General features: G+C 71.7%; 3 protein-coding genes. All 3 read right to left on the reverse strand.

The genetic code is table 11. The annotated features are described in order from the left end of the window. Positions 1 to 340: 340 nt before the first annotated feature. The 3 genes from AC1D12_RS28460 to AC1D12_RS28470 are packed head-to-tail and all read right to left on the reverse strand — an operon-like array spanning position 341 to position 3,246. On the reverse strand, positions 341 to 1,846 hold the full coding sequence (locus tag AC1D12_RS28460; RefSeq protein WP_477844454.1) for a hypothetical protein: 1,506 nt from the start codon (positions 1,844 to 1,846) through the stop codon (positions 341 to 343). Beyond that, the gene (locus tag AC1D12_RS28465; RefSeq protein WP_477844456.1) at positions 1,843 to 2,316 is read right to left on the reverse strand and encodes a hypothetical protein; all 474 of its coding nucleotides are present in this window, start codon (positions 2,314 to 2,316) and stop codon (positions 1,843 to 1,845) included. Before AC1D12_RS28465 ends, AC1D12_RS28460 begins: the two co-directional genes overlap by 4 nt. A 57-nt stretch (positions 2,317 to 2,373) precedes the next feature. Further along, positions 2,374 to 3,246 (reverse strand): LysR family transcriptional regulator, encoded by an 873-nt coding sequence (locus AC1D12_RS28470; RefSeq protein ID WP_477828752.1) that lies wholly within the window; start codon positions 3,244 to 3,246, stop codon positions 2,374 to 2,376. Positions 3,247 to 3,393 lie beyond the last annotated feature (147 nt).

Below are 3,393 nucleotides of genomic sequence, written 5' to 3' on the forward strand. Positions count from 1 at the left end.
GACGAAGCGCGCCAACGCTCGCATGCTCGTCGGTCACTTCAGTCTTTTCCCCCAACAAGAACGGGTGGTGTTGCGCGGCGGGGCGGGTGGGGGGCTGGGCTGGGGGCGATTTCTGAGGCGACGAAGAAGCTTGGCTTCGGGGGTGGCGCGCGCCAGCGCGCTTCGTAGACATACTCATCGCCACTGTTTGACCACAGCGAACGAAGTGAGCGGAGGGAGTTTGGCGATGCACCCACGAAGCCGAGCTTCTTCGTGGAGTCGGCGCCCCCCAGGGGCGTCGACCGCCTCGGCATGAGCCACCAGCCCAGCCCCCCACCCGCCCCGCCAAGCCGCGCAAAAGTCACCAACCGGACATTCCGAACGCGCGGCTCCAGGCCAGCTCGACCAACGGTGTTGCCTTGCTCCCACGCAGCGGTTGCATCGCCCCGGCACCGAGCCGCCATTCGCTGCGCGGTGTTGCGGCCCAGCCGGCCCACAGAACGCCTTGCAGGATCGCGCCCCCGGCCGTTGCGACACCGCCACCACCGGCCGCACCCGCCAGCGCCTCGATGCCGACCCGCACCGGCGTGCCCGGCCGGCTCGCGATGCCGGCGCCGATCAGCCCCGTCGAATAGGCGCCGGCATGGCCGGCGTACGCGCTGTGCGCCTGGCCGCTGACGTAGACGAAGTCGTCGACGTAGCGGTTCAGCTTCAGGCCGATCGTGTCGAGCGACTGGCGGCTGCCATCCTGGCGCAGCACGCGGGCCTGGTGCTGCAGCACCGCGACCCATTCGGTGCGCACGACGCGCGGCGGCATCGTGCGCCCGTCGTGGCCGGGTTCGAGGTCGATGCCGAGCCACAACTGGGCCTGGCGGGCGCGCAGGTCGCCGTGGGCGGCGCGGATGCGGCCGTACTCGCCACCGATCGTCCAGCCGGGGGCAGGGCTCCACTCCATCGTGCCGGTGGCCTTGCCGATCAGGCCGCCGCCGGTCGGCACGGCACCGCCACCCCCCAGCCCACCGGCCACGCGCGCGCCGACGCGCCAGGTGGGCAGCAACTCGGGCCAGGGCGCGAAGCTCGCGCCGACCGTGCCCAGGATCTCCATGTAGCCCGCCGCGTCGCCCCTGGCCGCAGCGGCCGACTCGAGACCCCAGGACCAGCCGTTGGCGAATCGGCGTTCCGCGCGCGCACCCGCCAGCCCGGCCRCCGGGCGCGGTGCGCCATCGAAGCGGTAGGTGGTGGCGGTCAGCGCCATGCGGTCGAAGCCGAGGCCGGTGAGGCCGCTCGACGTGCTGGCCGCGCCGCCGTGCTCTCCCGCGAGGTGCGTGAAGCCACCGCGCCATGCGAGAGCCAGGCCCAGCTGCCCGCTCTTGATCTCGCCGCTCGGGAAATTCACGGCGGACGCCGAGATGCCCAGCTGCAGCGCCGGGCCGATGTCCTTCATCACCGTCAGCGCAGGCCGCAGCATCAGGCCCGAGCCCACCGGGGCGGATGCGCCACCGCCGCCGCCCGCGTACAGGCCCGTGGCCAGCGTCCAGCCGGGGCTGAACTGCCAGCGGTGCTGCACTTCGACCCCGGCGACGAACAAGCCGCCGCGCTGCCCGGTGGCCGCCCCATACACGGCCGGCCCGAACGCCCAGCCGGCGCCGGCGTTGAACAGCAGCGAGCCGCCCACCAGGCCCATGCGCTCGCCCTGCGGCAGCCGCACGCGCTCGTAGCCGAGCAGCGTGAAGGTCTGGATCGGTGCATCGGCGTCGCCGCGCCCGCCTTCATCGCTCGCCTCGGGTTCTGCCTGGGCCACGCCGGCTGCGAGCAGCGTGCCGGCCAGCACCGCGGCGCGTCGAAGCCGCCGGAGTCGTCGCGTCAAGCGAGCTCGCGCGCGAGCCAGGCCTCGGCCGTCTCGGCCGTCAGCCGGAACCCGGCCTCGACGCGCTTGCGGGCCACTTCCCGGCCCTCGGCATTGCGGGCCGCCAGCATCGCGTAGGGATCGTCGTCGTCCGGCACGATGTCGAGCRTCACGACGATTTCATGGGCGCCGTTCCCGATCCAGATCTTCTTGTGCAGCCGCGCCTGCAGTTGCTGCTCATGGCGGCGCCGCACCTCGTGGGCGGTCTTGACCAGGGTGTGGAAGGCCGGTGCATCCAGCGGCTTCGGGTTCTTCTTGTCGCGGCCCATGGTCCAGGGCCCGACCAGCGCCGGTTCGGCCTCGCCGCGCAGCGTCATCGAGACGGCCCAGCCGTCGTCGTCCTCGTTCTTGATCACCTGGGCAATCCAGGTCTCGTCTTCCCAGTGGCGCGCTTCCTGGATCAGCACGGTGTCGTCAGTGGTGTCGGTCATGAGCGTGGCGTGGATGAGTGAATGGATGAACCGGGCGCGTACTGTATAGGTGTACAGCTATTTCGTCGAGTGTTCTGCCGCCTGGTGGATCACCCAGCCTTGAAACACCCGCATCGCCTGCGTCGGCGTGCGCGACTTCAGCCGCGTGATCCAGTAGCGCCCGAGCGACACGCCCAGCGCGAACGGCTGCACCAGCCGCTCGGTGCGCAACTCCTCGCCGAACATCGCCGGCGGCAGCAGCGCGACGCCGATCCCCTGCGCCGCGGCAGCCGCCATCGCGATCGACGAATCGAACACCGGCCCGCGCAGCAGCGGCGGCTCGATGCCCGCGGCGGTACACCAGCGCGCCCACTCGTCGGCACGGTACGAGCGCAGCAGCGTCTCGTCCGCCAGCGCGGCCGGCGTGCGCAGCCGCCGCGCGATGGCCGGCGTGCACACCGGCGACAGCGGCGCCTCCAGCAGCGGCTCGGCTTCGGTGCCGTGCCAGGCGCCATCGCCGAAGCGGATCGCGCAGTCCAGCCCCTCGGCCGCGAGGTCGACCCGGTTGTTGTTCGTCAGCACGCGCAGGTCGATCGACGGGTGGTCGCGGCGGAAGGCCGCGAGCCGCGGCAGCAGCCAGCCGACCGCGAAGGTGCCGACCACCGCCACCGTCAGCACCTCGCGGCGCAGGCCGCCCTCGAACTGCTCCAGCACCAGCCGCATGCGCTCGAAGCTCTCGCTGAGCATCGGCAGCAGCGCGGCCCCCTCGTCCGTCAGCGCCAGCCCGCGCGGCAGGCGGCGGAACAGCGCCACGCCCAGCCGCTGCTCCAGGTTCTTCACCTGCGCGCTGACGGCGTTCTGCGTCACGCACAGCTCCAGCGCGGCGCGCGTGAAGCTCAGGTGGCGCGCCGACGCTTCGAAGGCGCGCATGGCATTCAGCGGAAGTTGCATGCCCCGGATTATCTGGGGGCTCGCCCCCGAAAGCAGTGTTTGAGCGAAGCCGGGGCGATGGCTATCGTGCACGCTCTCCGAACCGACAAGCCACGAGGATTTCCAGAATGCAAAGAAGACAGTTCAACAGCATGCTCGCGGGGTCGC

The organism is Rhizobacter sp. P1_G5, from assembly GCF_056405435.1.